Origin of the sequence: uncultured Tyzzerella sp. (assembly GCF_963558545.1) — a bacterium.
In the GTDB taxonomy this organism is placed as follows: Bacteria; Bacillota; Clostridia; order Lachnospirales; family CAG-274; genus Tyzzerella.
On sequence record NZ_CAUWHO010000020.1, the window covers coordinates 1 to 21,770 of the forward strand.

The following is a 21,770-nucleotide window of genomic DNA, read 5'->3' on the forward strand; positions in this document are numbered from 1 at the left end:
CAATTTGCCCTTTAATATTACACAAAACATAAACTAAGTATAGTTTGGCTCATAAGCACATCTTGTTTAAATTTAGGTTGATAAACTATTTCATATCTACCCTCACTATGTACTCCTATAACACCTATATATTTCTTTTCATCTAAATAGTTTTTATATCTTTCTAAAATAATATTTTTCTTTTCTATTGGTACAACTATCCAACTTTTATTAACAAAAGTTAAATTAGATTCTGCTTGTAAAAGCACCTTTTTAATATCTTCTAACTTAAATTCAAAAGCATTTATTTGATAATTTCCTTGATACTGTTCTATGGTAACTAAATCGGCATTTCCATATCTTATAGGGCATTCAAATTGATATTTTTTAGCCCTATTTTTATTATTATAAAATTCCCAAAATTTATATTTTAAATCTTTTTCATACAAAAACAAACTTTTCCACTCCCTTTACTTTTTATTTTAAAACAAAAAATAAAAAAATTAATTAAGTCCAAAACGTTTATCTAAACTATTAGGACTATCAAGTTCTCTAGGGTTTGTACCATAAGTTGGTATGCGTTCTACATACCAATCGTCCCATAAATTACCTTGTATGTAAATATAATTTCCTTTTTCTAAATTATTAGCATTTATATATAAATGTCCTGCAGGTGTCCAAGCATCAAAAACTGCACTATTAATAGAATACTGTCTACCATCAGGATACCATATAGGTGTAAAATGGGTTCTATTTTTATATGTTGAATATGGGGTTTCTTTAAATTCCATCAATGAGGTTTGTCCATTAAGTTCCATAACTTCGGATAACCTAAAATAGTTTTTATATTCAAAATCGGAAAAATAATTTACTGCATTTTGAGCAGATACGCCTACATCATTATTATAGCTTTCTCTTTCGACATTTTCCCAATAAGCATTACCATCTTCATCATAAGCTATCTCTTTAGTCCTTTCTAGCGTTTTTACAACTATTTCACTTTCTATTTTGTTTCTTATGCCATATCCACTTTTTAAAGTATTTTGTTTTCTTTGTCTTCTTAAAGAAAGAAAATCAGGTCTACTTGGATTATAAATATCAAGCATTTGTGTAGTATATGTTTTCACAAGTGGGTCTGCATATAAATTTAAATATGTATCTAAGTAAGCTGTATATTCATAGGTAGTCCATATCCATTCTTCTCTAGGTGGTGCTTCAGGGTTACTACTTGGTATATATTCTTTTCTAATACTATACTCTGTCCATTTATTTTCTAACATTTCATTTTGGATAATAGGGTTTATTTCAGGTGTTTTATCAGGAAAATTTTTAGGCTTTCTATCATCAGCATCAGGATTAGGTGGTGTTTTTTCTTCTATTTTAACTATTGAAATTTCTAAATCTACCTCCTCTTCAACATCTGCTAAATATGGTTTACCATTATCTGTATATTCTAACTCTTTATACTTTATAATTGCTTTACCAAGCATATCTTGAGGTTCTTTAGGTGTATGCCATTTTACATATGCTAAACTACTACTAGGGTATATTATAGGTTTTGATTCATAAATCTTGTCACCTATTTCAAAAGAAACTGTTGTATAATTTTCATACTCAACTTTTGTTGGTGGACTACCATTTCCTCCCCCAACATAATAAGTTATAATTGGAGTTGCTCCACTTACCTCAATGCTAGTATAAACATCTGTATCTATTCGATATTCAAATTTTTTAGGGTCTGGCTTTTCTTCTTCAGGAATAAATGTAACTGCACCAACACCTAGTTGAGCGATAATATTCTCATTTGTTTGTTTACCTTTATTTCCACCTGCCCATCTTTTTATGCCAAATTCATCTTTTTCTAAAAACATACTTAATGGTAAGTTCATGTGAGAAAAGTTCATTATATTACTTCTTCTTATATATCCATTTAATTGTTTGTCAAGAATAGCAAGTTCTGTTGCAGAGCAAGCATATATTTTACCTTGTATTTTAGGATAACCAACAGGCTCAAGCATTAATTTATATTTACCACTTATCATTTCATCATAGTTAAAATTAGTTAATTGAGCGAAATCTCTTAAAAATGTTTCATCTCCAAAGTATTTTTTTATTGATGATAAACTTCCTCCAACTATTTTAGGTAATTTATATTTAGGCTTTTGATATTTATATGTACTTCCATCTACAGGTTTAACTTTTGGATTATTTATATAGTATAATTTATTTCCTATGCCAAAATGCCACTTTATAGGACTTCTTGGATTGTTCGCAAAGTCTATTGGTGTTGTTACAAGTGCATTAGTTTCTGTATTTACAAGAGTTACCCTTACCCCTTCATCTTGCTCATTAACTAAAATGTTATTTTGTTTGTCATTTGAAGGGTCATAAATATTATTATCACCCCCATTATCTACATTTACATCTCCATTTTTAGTTGATGCTTTAACCATTAAATTACTTGTATAATCAAAAGTTTTCATAGCATTTGTTCTAATTTTTTCTTTTTTAGCTACGCTATAATTATGAGCATATATACTTACTGTTCCTAATATTACTCCTATTATTAAACACATAGGTATGAATATTTTATTACTTATCTTATTTAACTTTGTGTTAATCTTATTAAAAGTATTTTTCATAATTTATCTCCTTTATTTTTTACATATAAAAAAGACTTTAAAAATTTTCAAAGTATTTTAAATAATTATAAATTAATGTCCTACTTGATTTCCACTTAAAGTATCTGTACTACCAAATTCTTCTTCAATTCCACCACCTACTGCATCATTAGGGTTTACACCAAAAGCTTCTTCAAAAAGTTTATCAAAATCATCATTTTTACTATTTGTAGGTTTGCTAGTAGTTTGAGTTGTTGTAGTTTCAGTAGCTTTTTCTGTTACTACTTCTGTTGGTTTTTCTGTTGTAGCTTGAGTTGTAGGTTCTACTTTTTTAGTAGTAGTTTGAGTTGCAGTTTCTTTAACAGATGTTTTAGAAGATATATTTTCCTTACCTAATTCTTTATCCACATTAACAGATTTATCTTTATTAGTAACATCTTGACTTACTGTTTTATTTTCTATTTTTGCTTTATCTTGTGTATTTTCTTGGTTTGTTACATTTATAGTTTCTGTTGCATCTTCAGTTATTACTTCTTCTGTATTTTCTTCATTTGATATATTATCTTTATTAGTAAGATTTTCTTCTATACTTTTACTATCGCCTTCATCTTGGTCTAATTCTGCATTACCATTATTTTCTGCAATAACTCTTTTGTCATTACTTTGTGTTCCATTATATAAAGCATATCCTCCTCCTAATAATAAAACTAATGCTAAAGTAAATACACCTATAATTATACCTTTTTTGTTATTTTTATTTTCTTTGTTCATTTTGATTACCTCCCAAAATACCACAACATAATTTATTTCATTTTATTCTATATCTTTTATTATGTCAACATTATTTTTTCTTTTTTGATTTAGAATATGTAGTATATGATATACCTGTTTTTGGTAGGGTAAATGTTTTCCTTATCTGTCCTTTTGGAGTTATTCCTATTCTAAAAAATTTGTTACCAAAACTTGCTCCAACACCACTCTTACTAAAGTTTAATCTAAATAATTTTCCTATTTTTTTACTTTTGATAAATCTAAATCCCATAATAAAATCCCCTTTATATTTATTTAATTTTATATACAAGGTATAATTTATTATACCTTGTATATAATTATTTGTCAATATAGTAATAGTTTTTATACATTAGTATTTTTTTGTAGTTTAATTGTTTAGATTTTAAAATTAATAGCTTTTATATTCTATTATATTGTTCATATCTATTACATATCCTTTTATATAAATATATGGGTCTTCTATTTTCAATATCTTACCTTCTATTTCAAGAAATCTAACACCTGAACCTGTTCGTTCTATTGCTTTTAATTTTACATTTCTTCCTATCCCATTTATTTTTATCATCTCCTCATATAAAAAAAGACAAGCTATAAATGTTTTTCTTTACATTTCTAAATCTTGTTCTTTTATATTTATTTTTTTGACTTCTCATTTCTTAAATTTTTTATATAATTTTAGTCAAATTTAGTATTTAGCAGTATGTTTTGCTTTTACTTTCATTGGCACACTTACATCAAAGTTATGTCCAAAAATAGTTATAGGATATTCAAAATTATACCTTGTTGTCATAATAAATTTTTTTGTACCACTTCTTATAGGTTCATTATTTATATCTACTTTTATATTTGATATACTATATAATTTTTCTCTATTTTTAGATACCTTTACTAAATCATTATTTATGTATGTTAGCATATCATTTTTAGTTAAATTATTAATTATGCTTGTTTCATCTTCTATGTAACTTTCATAAAAATCATTACCATCAGGTCTATATCCTCCTGAATAACTTTCTCTTGATGTATGATAAAGTTTTGCATAATTCCTTTGTATTGTTTGAACAGTAGCACTTTCTATTAGTTCTCTACTGTTAGTTACTAAACTAATTATGCTTGTCATAGTATAAATTAAATAAAATATAAATAAAATAAAAAATATTTTGCCTGCACCTATTATTGTTGTACTTACTCCTCTATTATCTTTTATTTTATTTTTTACTTTAACAAATATATTGTTTTTATTTAGTATCATCTTTCCAATACACCTCACTCATACCTGTGGCACTTTTTCTTATATTAAATCCTAAATCTAAAAATGGTATTTTTAGTCTATAAGGAAGTTCAACAGTAACTTGTATAGGCTCTAAAAAATTTATTTTACCTGTTTTATCAAAAGTAACATTAGGGTTTATTCCTATTGAAGTTTTAAGTTTATCTACATTTTCATAAGTTTTTGTACCTACTTCTCCATATAACTCTGCCACTCTAACACTTTCATTAGCAAATTGTGTTACCTTATAATTTGTATAAATCAAATGACTAAATCCAAATATAGTTGCAAGAATGATAAATAATACGACTAATATAAAAGTCATCTCAATTGTGTTGTCTACACCTTTAACATCTTTCAACTTATTTTTTAATTTTTTTAATATTTTCATTTTTTAATCTACCTACTTTCTATTTAAAACTTGGTAAATTTCCTATTATCATCGCAGTTATACCTATTAATCCAAGACTTACTAATACCTCTATTTCATATTTTTTTATTCTATCAGGTAAAAGGCTTGCTTCTTTTCTCTTTTGATTTATATATGTACTTTTAAAAGAAGTAGATAGTCTTGCAAAATATTCTCTATTATTTTCACCTCTTGACAACGCAATAAGTCCTCTACATACGTCCGATAACATTGATGAATTTATTCTTGTTTCAAGCTTTTTGAGTGCAGATATTTCATTACTTGTCCTCATTTCTGTTAGACATCTTTCTAAATGTTTCTTAAATACATCATTAGTTCTGTTTTTAAAAGACTCTATTATCCTAACAACATCTGTATCAATAAGCAATTCTTGTTCTATTGTTGTTACAAATCTATAAAGCTCACTTTCTATAAGCACTTTATTTATAGATATCATAGTATATGGATATTTTCTATGCTTATTATATAATCTAAATCCATATACTATTAATATAACAGGCATCATAGGATTTATCATTACTAAAGCTACACCTACTAATGTGTAAAATATAAGCTCCGATAGTCCTTCTGCTGTATATTCTTCAGGCTTTTTATCAATATTAGCTAAAAATAAAGTCTTTTCTAATTTTTTTCTTTTAAGTTCATCTATTTTTATATAATTTAATAATTGATAATAAATTTTAGCCTTAGCTTCTGTTATAATACTTTCACTTTTGGTACTAGTTTTAAATCTTCTAAATGGTTTTACGTATGCACTATCAGGTATTTTAAGAATAGAACACAAACAATTATATAAACCATATCCAAAGACTAAGCCTGCAATTAATTCCATATATTTCTCCTTTCAAATTAATTTTCTAAAGGTTTTACTAATTTCATTACGCTAAATATAGCGTGAAATACTAAAGCTACACCTATTGCTAATATTATTTTTCCTATTGTTGTAGTTAATAGTGCTACTAACCAACTTCTGTTCATTAAAAGCAAAAAAGGAATAGCCAAAACTGTCATTCCTACCATAGTTAAAAAATCATTTTTAGGCTTAGCAAATAGCATATCTAGTTCACTATTTACTACTTGTAAATCTGATAGTTTAGCAACTATTGGATTTAAAACTGTTTTTAAAGTATGGTTTGATTGACAGCTTATAAGTGCTTCACACCATTCTTTAAATATTTTATTTTCTATACTATTTTGTAATACTTTTAATGAATACTCAATATTTGGATTTATTTGTGTATTTATTAAAAAATCTTTAAAATATCGATGTAATGGTGGATTTATAAACGATAAATTTTCATTTACACTCATCACAATATTTTCTGTTCTTAAATAACTTGTAGTTATAATACTCATTGCTGTTTCAAGTTCCGATGTTAATTCTTCTTTATATAAATTCATTTGTTGTTCCATTATCATAAATGGGACTAAAAATAAACCAATTGCTAAAACAGGCATTAAGTATAAATTATTTATTGCAACACATACACTAACACCTAATACGCCACTTAAACAACCAATAGCAAATATAAAAGGTAGTTGTTTCTTTTTATTTGTAATTTCTAATATATAATTAACCTTTTTTATTTGGCTAATTATATAGTTTTCTTTATTTTTTCCTTTTATAATATTAATTTTCTCTCTAACATTTACTTTTTTAGCTCTCATCAAATAATTTAAGCCTTGATTTGTTATAGATAAAAAATTTATATTTAATATATTAAACAAACCTACTGTTATGAGAAAAAATATAACTATCCCTAAAATTCCTTTTAACATTTTTTATTCCTTTCTAAGTTTATTTAAATCATTTGTTGGCATACCATTATTCATTAACCTTTTAGCCAATTTTTCACTAATACCTCCAACTTTTTTATGATTCCCAACTATAACTGTTTTTCCATCTATAAGTTTTGTTTCTTCTACTTCAAAATTAAAAATAGGGTTAAATCTCACTTTTTTATCATCATCTATATAACTTTCCATTATCTCCATTATTTTTCTTGATTTATCTTCTAGTTGTTTTGCAAAAATGACAATAGGAAATGCTCTTATTATATATTCAAACAACCTTTCATCGTTTATATTAGCATCGGCTTTTAGACATAAACTTAATATTCTATCATAAGTATCTTCTGCACTTTCTGCGTGTACAGTAGTTATAACATTATGTCCTGTTCTACTTGCTTCTTGAGCAGTATATGCTTCTTTATCTCTCATCTCACCTACACATATAATATCAGGGTGATATCTAAGTGCAATTGCAAGTAACTTATCTTGGTCTACACAAAATTCTTTATTTTTATTTTCCTTTGTTTCTGTGGAAATAACATTATTTATTATGTTACCATTTTCATCTCTTTTTATTAAATCTAGTTCTCTTGAACCACTTTCAATAGTATATATCCTTTTATTATTAGGTATAGTTGATAATAACCAATTTGTCAAAGTAGTTTTACCACTACCAGTACCTCCTGCTATACATATACTTGTTCCGTATCTTAAAACAAGTTCTAAAAAATCTAGCATTTCTTGTGTAGCTGTTCCTTTTTCTAAAAAAGTAGTTTTTGAAACACTATTAGAATTTACATTTCTTAAACTAAAGGTTACCCCTACTTCTTCATCTACAATAGGAGGTATAATTACAGTTATCCTTCTATTTTTCCCTATTTCCCCTAGTGCTATTGGTTCGGCATCATTTACTCTATTTCTAGATATAGATAATATCCTTCTTATAACACTTAAGGTTTGTTCTTCATCTTGAAATTTTTCATCTAATTTAACAATTCTACCATCACTATAATTAACATATATACAGTCCCAAGAATTACCATTTATTTCTTCTACATTTTCATCAAATATATATTTATTTAAAAAACCAAATTCAAAAGAATCTGTATATATTTTTTCTATTAACTCGTCTGTTGAAATATTTTCAACTGCTAACGAATTATCCTGTAAATACTTTTTTATATTTACAAAGATTTGCTTTTTAACTTCTTCTTTATTATCTATATCAAATAAATTTAATATAGTATCGGAAAAATTTTGTGTTAAATAATCTGTTGCCATTTCTAAAACTTTATCATAATCTACAAGTTTTTTGTTTTTGAAATCAACTCTTTGTACACTTATGTCTATATTTTCATCCTTATCTATCAACTAAAATACCTCCTTGATTAAATTATTTAACTGATTGTTAAACTCATTATCTTTTATATCAAGAAGTAAATTCCCTTTTTCTACAATATCATTTAAATCTTTACTATATTTTAGTTTATAATTGTATCCATTAACTTTATTAAATACCTCATCATAAATACCTCGTTCATCAATTTTATTTAATAAAACTATTTCTTTTTTTATGTTTATATCTACTGTATCTAAAAAGGCTTCATTACTACCAAAATAACTAGCACTTTTTAATTCTTGCATACATAATTTTATACATAAATCAACTTCACTAAAAGCAACAGATGTTAGTTGATTATATATAAACGATGTAGAGCCATCTATTATAATATAATCAAATTCTTTATTTAATAGTCTAATTAATTGTTTAGCAATATCCTCACTGCATTGAGGATACTGAGCATAGTTTTCACAATTTTTAAAACCTAATAAAGCTAAATTATTATATTTTTTTAATGTAGTTAAATTTGAAAAAACTAATTCACTTGTTACTTTTATAGGTGTAAAAAGCACACCTAAACTTTCTAAATTTTCAAAACTACTATTAGAGAAAAAACAATTTGTCATAGGTGTTATTTCATCTGTATAAACTACTACAACATTTTTATCTTTATTTCTCTCTGCTAATTTTTTAGCTATTAATGTAGATAGAACACTTTTGCCTGAATTTGCACTACCCCACATTAAAATAGATTTAGCTCCTATACTATTTTCTTCTAAGATGTCATCTTCACTTATAATTGGCTTTTTTATTTTAAATCCCATAATTATTTTAAATTCCTTTCTATTTAGACTTATTGCTTTTTGAATTATTATTTACTGTACCTTTTTTATTTTTTGTATTTTTTTCTTTAGATTGTTCTAACTTTTCTTTATCTGTAAATATATATAAAACAGAATTATCTTCTACTTTATATATTAAGTTTGCTTTTTCTAAAAATTTAATAGGTACATAGTTTATACCATTATAATTATAAGGTGCAATTCCTAGTTTTTGTGGTTCTTCATCTTTATTAAAACTATATTCATCTTCTATTGTAGAAAATTTAATAACTATATCTCTATTTGTTAATTGTATAGTTTTTTCTGCTTGGTCATAATAAACTTGATAACCTAATTTTTCAAATAGTATTTTTGCAGGTACAAAGATGTTATTATCTACTTTTAAAGATGGGTAACTAATACCTGAAAATTCTAATAAATTATTATTTATATAAATTGCATTTTCTTCAGGTTCAGTTGGTTTTTCTTTTAAAGATAAATCACTACTTGTATTGTTGTTTGCATTTTCTTCTAAAGGCTCACCTTTAATTATTTTTTTCTGTTCATTTAAAAGTTTCTGTTTTCTTTCATCATTACCTCTATAAACTAATTGAAAATGTATTTCATCTAAATTTTCTGCATTAGCAAGTAATAAACTTTGTTCTTCCATAGTAAGTAATGTTACTGTACTCCCTAATTTTTCTGCATTTTCATTTTCAGAGCCTGTATCTAATCCTTTTGAGTCCGATACACTTATTATTTCAACATATTTAAGTTCTTCAGGTATATATGTATCTTTGTTTCTATTTTCATCTGTTCTACTTAATATGACTGATACTATATCTCCACTTTCAAGCTTACCACTAAGTCCTTTTGCACTTGAAGTTATAGTTACAGATATTGCTCTTTCATCTTCTCCTAAATTTTCAAGATAAGCACTCCCATAAATTGCTTCAATAGATAATTTATCATTTGTAATATAATCATTTGATACCATAGAAGTTTTAGCATATTTCCCTAAAACTTCTTCTTTATTAGTTATTAAGCCTGATATATCTCCTGATAGCTTTTTATATCCTAACATATCATCTGTTATTTTATCACCCACTTCTATTTTTTTAGTTGTTACAACAACATTTTTAACTTCATTTGAGCCTGTTTTTATGTTCATTGATGTAAAAGCTACCACTAAGCCTGTTACTACACAAAAAATACCTACTGCCATTTTATTTTTTGTAAGTTTTCTTAACTTTTCTTTCATATCTATTTTTTCTCCTTATAAAATTTAATTAAAATTTTTTATACAATTATTAAAACAATATTTATTACTATAGATAAAAACATAAATGGAGCATACGCTATTTCTTTAACTTTATTTACTTTAAATAATCTTCTATATAAAATACATAAAATTTCCGAGATAATATAAAACTCCATAGTAAAGTAAAACCCTTTTAGAAGTCCTATAACACATATTAATTTTATATCTCCTCCACCTTTATAATTTTCATCTATAAAAATACATATTAATAATATTAAAATTGCTACCAACATTCCTGTTATGTATATTTTTTTATATATAAACAAGCCTATAAACAATGTTAATAGGCTTGTTTTATTATGTATTATATGTTTTTTTATATCAATAACAGAAATTATAAATAATATTACTGCTAAATAAATATCCTTCATAAATTAACTTGTTTTTATAAGATTAAACATTTCTTTTAACTTATCTCCAATCATATTAAAGAATTCAGGGAAAAATTTATTTATGAATGTTATTGCTAATCCGACTAAAATTAAAGCAATTATTATCCAACCACCTTTTTCAGTTGAACCATCTGCTCCATTTTCTTCGTTTAACTTGTTAACTAATCTCATCATTATAGCTTGTCCAAATGCTACTGTTTTTAACATCTTATCATTTAATTTTCTTTTTAATATACGCATTTTAAAGTCCTCCTAAAATACAATGAATTTTTTATTTTAAATATTTTTATAAATTTTTTTATTTTATTAATAAAATCTCTTAACTACAATCATAAAACCACCCCCTTTAAAAATTTTTTTAATTCTAAAGCCCTTTAATAATATCATTTATTTCTTTTAAAATATTATCTTTAAACTCAAGGTCTATTTCTTTATTTTGAAAAAACTTTTTAATATCGTCTTTTTCAAATATTTTATCTATTAAACAAGTTTTTTCAAAAATAATTCCTACAGGTTTTTGATAATAGTAAAATAACTCCATTTCTTCTGTAAATTTTTCTATTTCTAGCCTTTTACGGCGTTTCTCTTTAGAAAACCTATTTTTATTATCTTTATTAAATAGATTATTAAGTTTTTCATTTATATTGGTATTATTTTCTTGTATATTATTGTTTTTACTTTCTTCTATCCTTTTAGATAATGGTATATTATTGTTTATATTATTGTTATTTATGCTACTATCAAATCTGTTATCTTCAAAATCTTCTAAAATACTATTAGACTTATTTTGAAAACCTTGATTTTCTTCAAATTTTTCTTTTTTTGATTTCGCTTTATCTTTAAACTTACTTTTTCTTTTAGGTTCTTTTTCCAGAACCTTATCTTTTTTATCTTTATTTTTTAAATTGCCTAAAACATTACCCCAAAAACCTTTTTTATCAGGATTTTTTTCTTCTGCTAAAAAATCCACTTGAAAACCAATAGCGTTAGCATAATTTCTACTATTATTTTGATTATGGTCTAAACATATTTTTATTTCATTAAGCATATTATCTTTGCTTGTTACAAAGTTATAAATACCACTTGCAAAAAATCTGCCCAATAAAATATCACCTTTTGTTCTTTCAAAAGCTACAATTATTATTGTTACACTGCTTTTAAAAGTCCTTAAAGATGATAACTTCTCTATTATTTCTTTATCATTATCTACTATATAATCTACATCAATAGCTAAAAATTCTAAATAATTTAATAAACTATTTAAGTTTTTATCTAAATAATCTACTAAACTTCTACTTTGTTCTACTTGAACATCTATTCCTAATTCTTTTGCTTCTTCATCAAATATATGCATATTTTTTTCCGATGAAAAATATATAAACATACAACTTCCTCCTTGCTCTCCACTACTGTACTTCCATTTCTTCTAATTTATCTAAATATTCTTTTGGTGGAAATGTATTATATTCTTGTATTTTAATATCTAATTCCTTTTTATTATCATAGTTAAAATATAAGACAATACTTATAAAAACTAAGATTAATAAAAATATTAGTTTTTTCAACCTTTTAACACCTCCTTATTTTCATCTATCTTTAAATCATCATAGCTATATGCCCAAGCACCTTTTATTTCATTTTGCATAAATTCAGGACTAAAAGTTTCATTTGATTTTTTTTCACTCCAACTATCATTAACTTTTATGTTTCCATCCTCTGTAAGTCCTGTTAGTACAATAAAATGTCCCCCATTAGTAAAATATCCACTACTAATTCCATTAGGTGTATTATATCCTTTATAACAAGTAGATACTATCATAACTTTACCTTGACTTAAATTTTCTACTAAACTACTAGCACTTGTTGATACTTGCTCTGCATTAAGTCCAAATTCCCTAGCACCTGTTGTCATTAACTCCCAACTGCTACCAACTCCATTAATCCCCCAACCACGACTTGTACTAAAGTCTGCCATAGTTTGTGGATTAACAGATGTATCTCCTGTTAGTCCTACAACAACCATTGCTAATGATGTAACTCCACACCCTGCTATTTTTATTGTTGTGCCTGCATATGAGTGATTAGCCCATCTTTTATCAAATTGAAAAAATAAAGGTATATCTCTTCCTTCGTATATAGCATTATCTTTTATATGATTTTCATTTTTAAAATCTTGTAAAATATGTGCTATTTCACTATTTGTTTCTACTCCTATAACTTTTATTAATGCACTTATAGGTGATGTAATTATGTAGTAAATAAAAGTCAAAAAAAGAAAAATAGTTGCTATTCCTATTATTAAACTTGTTATAAATTTTTGTCTTTTTTCTTCATCTAATAACCTTAATATTAACTCTTTTATCATTAAATAAGCTATTTTAGGCATTTACTATCTTCCACCTTTTCCACCTAATATATATTTAGCTTCATAATCTGCAAGTTCCATATTGAAAATATAATGTTTACTGCCATTAATTAGTAGTCCACGCCCTTGAATACCTGCTTGAATTATATCTTTATGTATTTGCTTTAATTCAAAAGTATCAACTATTTCTTGCAAGTCTTTACCATCACTACCTAAAAATATTTTATAACAAGGTAATGTCAGTAAAGCTTGTCCATATACCTTTATTCTTGGGTCTAAAAAGTCTATTATTGATTGACTAATAACAACTAAACTTCCCTCATATTTTCTGCATCTTTTCCCTATATTTCTAAGTCCTATTAAAGTTTGAGGTATTTCAGGGTCTATAAGTAAATATGCTTCATCGCATATAAGCATTATTTTTTCCTGCCTGTCTTTAGTTATTTGTTGCCAACACCAACTTATTATGTTAAAATACTGTGCCTTTTTTATTCTCTCACTAGAATTGTTTAAGTCATAAGTATCTAAACATACAATCTTGCTCTCAGTATGTAATCTTGTATGCTTATTAAATAAAAATTGGTCTTGTCCATTTATTAAATTACCTATAAAAAGAATTAAGTCATTATAATCTTCTATTGTCTTCTTATCTTCTTCTAATTCTTTATTTTTCAATAAAACCTCGTATAAATCACTTATTATAGGGAAATCTTTATTATCTAGTTTGCCCACATCTGTATCCCAATTTATATTAAAATTATTGTATAGTTTTATTAAATTTTCATTTAATAAAGTTTTTTGTCTTTCTGTAATTTCTGCTAGGCATAAACCAAAAAATACTTCTAAGTTCTGTAAATGCAGTGCTAATGCACCTATTCCATCAAACTCTTGGTCTACATCATCATTTTTATTTTCATTGCTATCATCTAGAGATATAGGCTTTATTTCAAGAGGATTGATACTCCCCTTATTACTACCACCTAAATTTATCCAATCTCCACCTAAACTTTTAACAATGCTATCATATTCTCTCTCGGGGTCAACTATAAGAATTTTAGTTCCTAACATATACTCATTTACTATAATTTTCTTTATCGCAGTTGACTTCCCCTTGCCTGGAGCACCAACTGCAACAATATTACTGTTAGTTCTATCTCCTCCTCGTTTCCACAAATCTATTATCATAAGTTTTCCATTTATATCTTTTGCAAAATAGAAACCTTGCTCATCACTAAAACCTTCGCTAGAATTAAAAAAACCACCTATGTAAGTAGATAATAAAGTCACTCTACCTGATATTTCTTTTAAAATTTCGGTTGTATATCCATATGGCGATATACTTATAAATCCATCTTCTTGAAAAAATGGTATTTGTCGTATATTACAACCAAGTCCTATTGCTGTATTAGTAAGTCTTTCACTATTTCTTTTTAATGCTTCTTCTGTATTTCCTACAACAAGCATTATATTTGCCATTATTCCAATACTTTCTCCATTTTGTTCAATTTGTTGTAATATATTTTGTCCGTCTTCAACCCTTTGTTCTGCTTGCATTCTTTTATAGTCATCTCTTTCCGATATGGCTCTAACCTTATTGTCTGCTATACTTCTACTTAATGCACTAATTAATATACCTTCTGCTTGTGGTATAAATTCACTAATCATTATAGTCCCTTGTGTATTACTAAGTTTTCCAAGCCAACCATATTCAAGATTACTAGGATATTTAGAGAGTATATAGCACCTTGCTAAATTTTCTCCTATTTCTATTCCCCTATCTTTAAATTTTAAAATCATAGGAGATATTATATTTAATAAAGTTTCATTTATATTTGTTTTACAACCTTTCATTTTATTCCACCTCATATAATTCTAAGTTATTAATTAATGATATGCTATTTTCAAGTTCCATAGCCTCAATGTTGCCATACGATGGATTTGAAAATAAATTACACAACCTTGCTATTTCTTCTGTATTACAAATACTAGCGTGAATTTTACCTGCTTGAAATTTTCTACATATATCTTTAGTCATTTTTTCTAAATCTAAAGCACTATTGTTGCTTATTTCTTTGCTAACAATAAAGTAATATTCATTTTCAAGCTCATTACCATTAGTTGAATATTTATGTAAATACAAAGTTGCTTCTCGTAAAAGTTCCTTTTGCTTTAAATTCCTAGAATTACGATACATATCCCTATAATTATTTACAATTTTACTCATATCAACAGGTTTTGATATTTTAAACATTCTTAAATTAACTTTTAATGACGCAAACTCACTACACAATGCTTTTGTTAATAAATTTATATCTGTTTTATTCATCGTACTTATAGCTACTGTTCCTAATTTTATAAATGCTAAAATATTATTATCTTTTGTGTATAGCAAATTATTTTTTATATCTGCTACATTTATGTATTGATTTGTTGTTATTTTATTATTTTTCTTTTTTGTTTTCTTCTTCATCTAAATATTCTTCCCACCAATCTTTATATTTGAATTTATAAGTATTTTGTTTTTTTAAATAGTTATAAATACCTATTAATTGTTTAATAGTTGAATAATTGTTAGCAGGATTTTTCACTACTAAAAAGTAAGAAAATATTCCCATAGCTATCATTATTAATATTGACACTTGAAAGCCTTTAAAAATAGTTATTATTACTCCTATTACTAATGTAAAAATCATTAAATATCCAAAATATTTTAATTCTTTTCCACTAATATTAGGCAATATCTCTTTTTCAGTAGATATATTACTAGGCATATATAAGTTATTTGTTGAATACTCTTTTTCTCTATCGTTCAATTTATCACTCCTATTTAAAATAATGTTCTATAATTTCTTTTATAGTAAAAACAGAGCCTGATATTACAAATGCTATAATACAGTTTTTTATTTTTTTTATATAAGTTTCTTTTTCTTCAATGTTATACATTAAGCCTAATATATGACTTGCTAATTTTGTTACTGCACCTATTGCAATAAGTGTTAACATCATATTTATTAATTGATTTAATGTGTCCATACTGCTCTCCTATTTTTTTACATATCTACTTATTCTAGACATCATACTAGCTGTTTGATTAATAGTCATCATATTTATACCACTACTGCCAATTCCTATCATAAATTGTTGTAAAAATTGTGGTGTTTTAAGTCCCATAATCATTGCACCTATACCAAAAAATATATTGCCATTAGCAATTACTCCAAAGCCTAACTTTATCATAGCAAGTTGTATAACAACTGTTATACTATTTTGTATAAATAATTTAATATAAGGTGCAAAAACACCATTATCACTGTCTATTAAACCAACAGTTGCTATCGGTACTCCTAGTCTTAATATTAGCATTTCAAGTCCACGCTTTATAAATTGAAATACTAATAATAAATAACATATAAAAAATACTAAAACACCAAGACTTACAAATAGTCCACCACCTAATACTAGATTTGTAAATATAGTCATTAATGATGGGAAAGTAACAAGCCCAACACCTTCTAACATCTTATCTATAAAATCTGTTGATATATTTACAAATACATCGTATATAAAGGTAAATGAAAATATGATAATTAATGCTTTTGAAAAGCCTATAATTATATTCTCTAAAGACATTGTTGGGTCTCCGTCAGAGCCAACAATGTATGTGTCAAATATTTTCTTTAAAAATTTAAATATTAAAAATGCTATACCAAAACCTGTTGTTATTTCAAATAATTTATCAAAAAATATCTCACTTCTACTACTATCACTTGCCGTATTTTGAAATATAGAGCCATCACTTATATGATTTTCTACAAAAAACACTATGTTTATTAATTTAGCAAATACTATATCAGCTATTGGAAAAGCATCTTTAAAAAAGTCTATTAATAGAGCTTCTAAAATTTTTGTCATACATTATGCTCCTTTTACTCCAAAATAATTTCCAATTATTTTAAATACTACACTTATTGACATTAATGCAATCCAAGCAATTATTATGGTTAATATTTTCTTATTACATTGTTTACTTTCCATTTCATCACCTGTATAATGTTTTTTAAACAATTGAATCCCAACTGTTACTAATGCTACACCTGAAGAAAGTAGCATTAGTAAATTTAATCCATCTTGTAACATTTTTTGAAAACCTTTTGTAATATTATTATTTATTAAATCGTCTGCAAACACAAAATTAGTATTAATAAATAAAATCGATACTAAAAAGCTATAAAATAATATTGCTTTTTTACTAAAATTTTTTAATATATTTTTCATTATAAGTTCTCCTTTAAAATATTAAATTTTGGTAAAAAAAAAGAATTAAACAATAAAATTATCTAATTCTTCATATAAGTTTTTATTAAAATCTTGCCACAATCTAATCTCTATATCGCTGTTTTCTTTTTTAGGTCTTTTTGTCTGTCTTACTTCTATAACCTTTCTATTATGCTCTTTATCTCCTAACCCAAACATCTTATTAAATTTCCATTTAGATAAATCAGGAGAATAAAATATAGCATTATTCCCACTTTTTAAAACAAGGGTATTAGGTCTTACTATTTGTTTTATTTCATAAGGTGTTAATAATGGTCTTTCTATATAGCTTGTACTAGAAGTAAAGCTACTTTTCCCATTACTTTCTGTAACATTTATAGCCGTATAAGTTCCTAACTTTTTACTCATTTCATTAAGTGTATCTATATCTTCACTTTTTAGGTATATTAAAGTTTCTGCATTATCTTTTAATGTACTTGCCGTATTTTCATCATATACTTTTATAAATTGGGCAAAACTTTGTATAAATAAATTAAATCTAATACCATATCCTGCAGATACTGTCATTTTAGATTCCATACCATTAATAGCAGGGTAGTTACCAAACTCATCAAGATTAAAATTAACTCTTATAGGTAACCTATTACCATTAGCTTTTGCATTTTTTATAAGAGAGTTATGATACTGACTTATAAATAATCCTGCAAGTGAATTATATGTTTCTTTTTGGTCAGGTAATATTATAAATATAGCTCTTCTTTTACTACTATCATTTATATCAAAGTCTGTTTTTTTACTCATTTCATATATAAAAGGATTTGAAAAAAGCCTTAATGTAGATAATGCCGAAGTAAAAAAGCTACCCCTTGTTTTTTCAGGTGCAACAAGCGATATACTTGCTTTCATTTTTGCAGGGTGGTTATCAGGTAATTCTTGTATATATTTATTAAGTGGTGTTTTTCCATTTTCATCGGATATACACATTTTTGATAAAAAATTATATACATTAGTTAAGTTTTGATATTCAGGATTATTTTTATTTTCTATAACTACAAGTAATATTGCAAAAGCAAGTATAGATTTTTCTCCATTTTCCCAAATAGGTTCTGTACTACCTTTTTGTACTAGCATATCAACTATATCTTCTACACTATCAATAGCTCTTGTTATATCTCCTTCATTTACATAATCAATAACATTTTGTAAAAAGTTATAACTATTACTTTTTTCAGGTTCTTCAAAATCAAGTGCTATTACCTCATATCCTAGATTTTTTAAAAACTCATTTGTATAGCAAAATAATTCTCCTTTAGGGTCGCTTAAAATCATATTTTCTCCTGCTAATGCTTGTATCCCTATCGTTTGTAATAAAACTGTTCTACCCTTTCCACTTCTAGTAGCACCTAATATTATTGCGTGTGTGTCATCATCATTATAATAAATTTTTTCTTTATTATTAACTTTTTCTAAACCTAAAGATATACCACCTTTTTTAAACTTATATTTTTGAAAATCTTCTTCACTTACTTTTTTATTAGCCAATAAAGCCCTTATTAGCTTATTATCTTCTACTACATTATAAGAAAATTTTTCATTAAACTTATTTTTATCTAAAAACCAACTAGAGCCATATTGAAATTTATTTTTTATTGGCTTTGGTATAAAAATACCATCCATTATTTCAATATTTTTCTCGTCATATCTTAAGTATTTCTTTTCATTATACCCTATAAAATATGTAATAAATATTGTTATAAGCATTGTAATTGCTATAAAAAGTAATATCATATCTTTTAATAAAATATCTACAAATATTTTATTTACAAAAATAAATACTATAAAAAATGAAACTATACTACTTACTATTAATGCCCCTATTATTAACTTTAAAAATTTTTTCATATATAGTCCTCCTAATTAAGTTAGTCTATATTTTCTGTATCTTTACTCTCAGAATTTTCTTTCTTTTCTAAAAATTCTGCCTCACTTACTATTATTTCATAGCTACTTCTTTTTTCTCCATTATCTGTTGTCCAAGAATTTACTCTTATTGAACCAACAATACCTATCATTTTACCTTTAGTAAAATATTTGCCAATAAATTCTGCAAGACTTCCGAAGGAAACACAGGCTATAAAATCAACATCTGCTTCACCTTCTTTTTTAAATTTACGATTTACTGCTATGCTAAATCTTGTAATAGCAGTAGGTTCTACATTTTGTGAGTATTTTACATCAGGGTCTTTAACAAGTCTTCCTGCTAAAATAACTTTATTCATCTTATCACTCCTAAATATTATTTTTTTAAAACTTTTATTTTTTTACTTTTTTTATGTAAAATTTCCATTTCAATAGGTGTATTTTTAATAATCCACCAATTAATAGGATTTAAGTTTTTATTTTCTAAAAACTCCATTTGTTTTCTAGTTAGATTTTTACCATTTTTCATAAAGCACCTCCTTTCCAATATTTTAGATATAAAAAAAGTACCCTATAAATATAGACATTTCTTCCTTTCTATCTTTCCCATTCAATATTAGATTTGTTTTCCATTTTTTTAGCTAACTCTTTCTTAGCAACTAAACTATTTTCATTGTTTTGTTTTAAAAATTTATTGTTATTTTTACTCTCATTTTTATTCATAAAACTAATTAAATTTGATAATAAACTTAACATTTCTTGTTTTTCAAAATTTGTTTGTTCTTCATCTTTTTCTTTTTTGTATTCTTCAAACTCCTCCTTTCTAATTTTAAACTCTTTTTTGTTTATATTTTTACAAATATTTAGTATTTGATTACCTGTAAAATTTAAAAGTTCATCTTCTGCCGACTTAATACTCTTATCTATATACTTTTCATTTTTGGTACTAAATTTTGTTATGTCTTCCATAGATTTTATGTAATTTTCAAAATTTTTTCTAACATCAATATTACTAGCTAATATTTTTTTACTAATAACGTCTATTTCTTTTTTTACATTTTCAGGCATAAAAGCATAATTTAATCTGCCTGTTTTTGGTAGGTCTTTTCTTAACAAATAAATATCTTTCATTATTTTACTAACATAATTATCATCTAAATTTATATTAAAAATCTTACTATTATTTAAATCTAAATCTAACGTTTTTAACTCTTTATCATATTTTTTATATTCTTCATCTGTCATAGTAAAAGTTGGGTCTAATTCTTTTATCATATCTTTTAAAAAATTTTTATAATTATCTTTACTTTTATTTTTATTATCATATAAATTTTGTAAGTCATCTTTAAAAACATCGTTTGTTAAAAATCTTCTTATTTTATAAATATTATGTTTAGGTATGCTCTCTCTTAAAATTTCTTGATTTTTATCCCAAGCCATAAGGTGCATATGTGGATGTCCTTTTTCCATATGGACAGAACATACATATTCAAAATCTTCAATTTTAATGCTCATTTCTTTAGCTAATTTTTTAGCATTATTTTTTATTAGTTCTTCCCAATTATTTCTATTTTCAAAACCTTTTTCTACTGCATCTTCTTCTTTTAAAGATATAATACATTTATAAAAAGTTGTTTTATCTTTTGACTTTTTTAAAATATGTTTTTTTATTAAATCAAATTCATTTATATTCCCAAAGTTAGAATATCCTATTTCGGATACTTTACCAAAACAACAAAAATTTTGTCCATCATTGTGCATAGCTCTAGGTCTTTTACATATATAATCAAAATGCCTTGCATTTAAACTTGGTGTTTTAGATTTATTTGGGTGATTAAATCTCACTTTAAAGATTACATTTTTCATAATTTATCAACCTTATGGTCTTTAGAAATTATATAAACATAACCTTTTTTCTTATTTTCTGTTAAGGCTTCTTCTAAAGATACTCTATATCTTGGCTCTACAAATTTTGACAGTGCATCTCCCAAAGCAAAATGACTACTAGCACTCATTATTGCACCTTTTGAACATATAGCGATTAATCTATTCATATATGGGTCTAGTGTTGTTTCTAATTCTTCATTAATCATTTGCCTTAAAAAAGTAATTTCTTCGCTATATGAATTTATAGCAAGTCCTTTGTCTATAAATTCACGAATAGCCATTGATACATTTCCATTATGATGTTTATTTGCATATTTTTCTAATTGTTCTTTTTTATGTTTTGGAATTTTAAACGGAATATACTCCAATTGCTCTTTCATAATAAACCACTCCTTTTAGGTATGCATATTTCAGTGTTACAAAAATGTTACTCTAATATTTAAAGTAACACCGTTGTAGGCGAGCCTACAAGCTGTTTTCAAGGTGTGTGGTAACACACCTTATCCTGCCTTGCTCGTTTTTACTCGCTTTTATGTTGGGGCAAGCCCCTATCCCCCATTAACG

The 21,770-nt window shown here is 25.5% G+C and carries 28 protein-coding genes; all 28 read right to left on the reverse strand.

Annotation, left to right across the window (positions count from 1 at the left end; all coding sequences use genetic code 11):
• Positions 1 to 17: 17 nt before the first annotated feature.
• On the reverse strand, positions 18 to 434 hold the full coding sequence (locus tag R5Z65_RS04620; RefSeq protein WP_317367347.1) for a hypothetical protein: 417 nt from the start codon (positions 432 to 434) through the stop codon (positions 18 to 20).
• 48 nt (positions 435 to 482) lie between these two features.
• Entirely contained in the window at positions 483 to 2,621 is a 2,139-nt protein-coding gene (locus tag R5Z65_RS04625; protein WP_317367349.1) for a hypothetical protein, read from the reverse strand.
• A 72-nt stretch (positions 2,622 to 2,693) separates the two neighbouring features.
• Positions 2,694 to 3,371, reverse strand: a complete 678-nt coding sequence (locus tag R5Z65_RS04630; protein ID WP_317367351.1) for a hypothetical protein — start codon at positions 3,369 to 3,371, stop codon at positions 2,694 to 2,696.
• A gap of 70 nt (positions 3,372 to 3,441) precedes the next feature.
• Positions 3,442 to 3,642: a DUF4236 domain-containing protein gene (locus R5Z65_RS04635; RefSeq protein WP_317367353.1), complete on the reverse strand. Its 201-nt coding sequence runs from the start codon at positions 3,640 to 3,642 to the stop codon at positions 3,442 to 3,444.
• A gap of 138 nt (positions 3,643 to 3,780) precedes the next feature.
• Positions 3,781 to 3,957, reverse strand: a complete 177-nt coding sequence (locus R5Z65_RS04640) for a hypothetical protein (protein ID WP_317367354.1) — start codon at positions 3,955 to 3,957, stop codon at positions 3,781 to 3,783.
• 120 nt (positions 3,958 to 4,077) lie between these two features.
• Positions 4,078 to 4,644 (reverse strand): hypothetical protein, encoded by a 567-nt coding sequence (locus R5Z65_RS04645; RefSeq protein WP_317367355.1) that lies wholly within the window; start codon positions 4,642 to 4,644, stop codon positions 4,078 to 4,080.
• A complete protein-coding gene (locus R5Z65_RS04650; protein WP_317367356.1) occupies positions 4,631 to 5,053 on the reverse strand; it encodes a DUF4320 family protein in 423 nt (140 codons plus the stop codon). The genes R5Z65_RS04645 and R5Z65_RS04650 overlap by 14 nt, the downstream gene beginning before the upstream one ends.
• A gap of 19 nt (positions 5,054 to 5,072) precedes the next feature.
• Complete coding sequence (locus tag R5Z65_RS04655; protein WP_317367357.1) at positions 5,073 to 5,924, reverse strand: hypothetical protein; 852 nt, start codon at positions 5,922 to 5,924, stop codon at positions 5,073 to 5,075.
• 17 nt (positions 5,925 to 5,941) lie between these two features.
• Positions 5,942 to 6,871 carry a hypothetical protein gene (locus R5Z65_RS04660; protein WP_317367358.1) on the reverse strand — a complete coding sequence of 310 codons (930 nt, stop codon included), beginning with the start codon at positions 6,869 to 6,871 and terminating at the stop codon, positions 5,942 to 5,944.
• Positions 6,872 to 6,874: 3 nt separating this feature from the next.
• Positions 6,875 to 8,254, reverse strand: coding sequence for a CpaF/VirB11 family protein (locus tag R5Z65_RS04665; protein ID WP_317367359.1), 1,380 nt, complete (start codon positions 8,252 to 8,254; stop codon positions 6,875 to 6,877).
• Complete coding sequence (locus R5Z65_RS04670) at positions 8,255 to 9,049, reverse strand: hypothetical protein (protein ID WP_317367361.1); 795 nt, start codon at positions 9,047 to 9,049, stop codon at positions 8,255 to 8,257.
• A gap of 19 nt (positions 9,050 to 9,068) precedes the next feature.
• Positions 9,069 to 10,307: a Flp pilus assembly protein CpaB gene (gene cpaB, locus R5Z65_RS04675; RefSeq protein WP_317367363.1), complete on the reverse strand. Its 1,239-nt coding sequence runs from the start codon at positions 10,305 to 10,307 to the stop codon at positions 9,069 to 9,071.
• Between the two features lie 38 nt (positions 10,308 to 10,345).
• Positions 10,346 to 10,738 carry an A24 family peptidase gene (locus R5Z65_RS04680; protein WP_317367365.1) on the reverse strand — a complete coding sequence of 131 codons (393 nt, stop codon included), beginning with the start codon at positions 10,736 to 10,738 and terminating at the stop codon, positions 10,346 to 10,348.
• A 3-nt stretch (positions 10,739 to 10,741) separates the two neighbouring features.
• On the reverse strand, positions 10,742 to 10,999 hold the full coding sequence (locus R5Z65_RS04685; RefSeq protein WP_317367366.1) for a hypothetical protein: 258 nt from the start codon (positions 10,997 to 10,999) through the stop codon (positions 10,742 to 10,744).
• 124 nt (positions 11,000 to 11,123) lie between these two features.
• Positions 11,124 to 12,143 (reverse strand): hypothetical protein, encoded by a 1,020-nt coding sequence (locus R5Z65_RS04690; protein ID WP_317367367.1) that lies wholly within the window; start codon positions 12,141 to 12,143, stop codon positions 11,124 to 11,126.
• A gap of 22 nt (positions 12,144 to 12,165) precedes the next feature.
• On the reverse strand, positions 12,166 to 12,324 hold the full coding sequence (locus R5Z65_RS04695) for a hypothetical protein (protein WP_317367369.1): 159 nt from the start codon (positions 12,322 to 12,324) through the stop codon (positions 12,166 to 12,168).
• Positions 12,321 to 13,145, reverse strand: a complete 825-nt coding sequence (locus tag R5Z65_RS04700) for a C39 family peptidase (protein ID WP_317367370.1) — start codon at positions 13,143 to 13,145, stop codon at positions 12,321 to 12,323. The genes R5Z65_RS04695 and R5Z65_RS04700 overlap by 4 nt, the downstream gene beginning before the upstream one ends.
• 3 nt (positions 13,146 to 13,148) lie before the next feature.
• Positions 13,149 to 14,975, reverse strand: a complete 1,827-nt coding sequence (locus R5Z65_RS04705; protein WP_317367371.1) for an ATP-binding protein — start codon at positions 14,973 to 14,975, stop codon at positions 13,149 to 13,151.
• 1 nt (position 14,976) lies between these two features.
• A complete protein-coding gene (locus R5Z65_RS04710; protein WP_317367372.1) occupies positions 14,977 to 15,594 on the reverse strand; it encodes a hypothetical protein in 618 nt (205 codons plus the stop codon).
• Positions 15,566 to 15,937, reverse strand: a complete 372-nt coding sequence (locus tag R5Z65_RS04715; protein ID WP_317367374.1) for a hypothetical protein — start codon at positions 15,935 to 15,937, stop codon at positions 15,566 to 15,568. The genes R5Z65_RS04710 and R5Z65_RS04715 overlap by 29 nt, the downstream gene beginning before the upstream one ends.
• A 10-nt stretch (positions 15,938 to 15,947) precedes the next feature.
• Entirely contained in the window at positions 15,948 to 16,157 is a 210-nt protein-coding gene (locus R5Z65_RS04720) for a hypothetical protein (RefSeq protein ID WP_317367377.1), read from the reverse strand.
• A gap of 9 nt (positions 16,158 to 16,166) precedes the next feature.
• Positions 16,167 to 17,036 (reverse strand): conjugal transfer protein TrbL family protein, encoded by an 870-nt coding sequence (locus R5Z65_RS04725; RefSeq protein ID WP_317367379.1) that lies wholly within the window; start codon positions 17,034 to 17,036, stop codon positions 16,167 to 16,169.
• Between the two features lie 3 nt (positions 17,037 to 17,039).
• Positions 17,040 to 17,399 carry a hypothetical protein gene (locus tag R5Z65_RS04730; protein ID WP_317367382.1) on the reverse strand — a complete coding sequence of 120 codons (360 nt, stop codon included), beginning with the start codon at positions 17,397 to 17,399 and terminating at the stop codon, positions 17,040 to 17,042.
• Between the two features lie 45 nt (positions 17,400 to 17,444).
• A complete protein-coding gene (locus tag R5Z65_RS04735) occupies positions 17,445 to 19,301 on the reverse strand; it encodes a VirD4-like conjugal transfer protein, CD1115 family (RefSeq protein ID WP_317367384.1) in 1,857 nt (618 codons plus the stop codon).
• A 20-nt stretch (positions 19,302 to 19,321) separates the two neighbouring features.
• Positions 19,322 to 19,678, reverse strand: coding sequence for a single-stranded DNA-binding protein (locus tag R5Z65_RS04740; RefSeq protein ID WP_317367386.1), 357 nt, complete (start codon positions 19,676 to 19,678; stop codon positions 19,322 to 19,324).
• Between the two features lie 17 nt (positions 19,679 to 19,695).
• Entirely contained in the window at positions 19,696 to 19,848 is a 153-nt protein-coding gene (locus R5Z65_RS04745) for a hypothetical protein (RefSeq protein ID WP_317367389.1), read from the reverse strand.
• Positions 19,849 to 19,916: 68 nt separating this feature from the next.
• Positions 19,917 to 21,185, reverse strand: a complete 1,269-nt coding sequence (mobP3, locus tag R5Z65_RS04750; RefSeq protein WP_317367391.1) for a MobP3 family relaxase — start codon at positions 21,183 to 21,185, stop codon at positions 19,917 to 19,919.
• Positions 21,182 to 21,586, reverse strand: a complete 405-nt coding sequence (locus tag R5Z65_RS04755) for a hypothetical protein (RefSeq protein ID WP_317367393.1) — start codon at positions 21,584 to 21,586, stop codon at positions 21,182 to 21,184. Before R5Z65_RS04755 ends, mobP3 begins: the two co-directional genes overlap by 4 nt.
• Positions 21,587 to 21,770 lie beyond the last annotated feature (184 nt).